Source organism: Corynebacterium glyciniphilum AJ 3170 (genome assembly GCF_007673095.1).
GTDB lineage: Bacteria > Actinomycetota > Actinomycetes > Mycobacteriales > Mycobacteriaceae > Corynebacterium.
The window spans coordinates 1-334 of sequence record NZ_VDYZ01000119.1 but is presented as its reverse complement, the minus strand read 5'-3'; the positions used below and the strand labels follow the sequence as shown (position 1 = coordinate 334).

The following is a 334-nucleotide window of genomic DNA, read 5'->3' as shown; positions in this document are numbered from 1 at the left end:
CCTGGCCGTACGACGCAGAACACCGCGTGAAGCCCACCGCTACACCCACGCCGCCGACCTGGCAACACGCATGCCCGACCTATTCCACTCGTTGCGCACCGACGGGCGCTATTCAGTCGATCACCTGGATGCGATCTGGACCCGGATCCACCGGCACACCCGCGCCCTCACCACCACCGGGACACAGATACCCGACACCGTCGATGCCGCTGTCGCCCCCGACGCCGACGCCGTCGATGCCGCCGCCGCCGTCGACGCCGCTGTCGCCCTCGGGGTGACCGACTGGATCCAGAACACCGGCATCACCTGCCACACCGCCCTGGCCGATGTCACC

1 pseudogene is annotated in these 334 nt (G+C 69.2%); it reads left to right on the top strand.

Annotated features, from left to right (window positions below):
• Positions 1–70: 70 nt before the first annotated feature.
• Positions 71–334: pseudogene (locus FS507_RS16615) on the top strand (hypothetical protein); the annotation flags it as partial.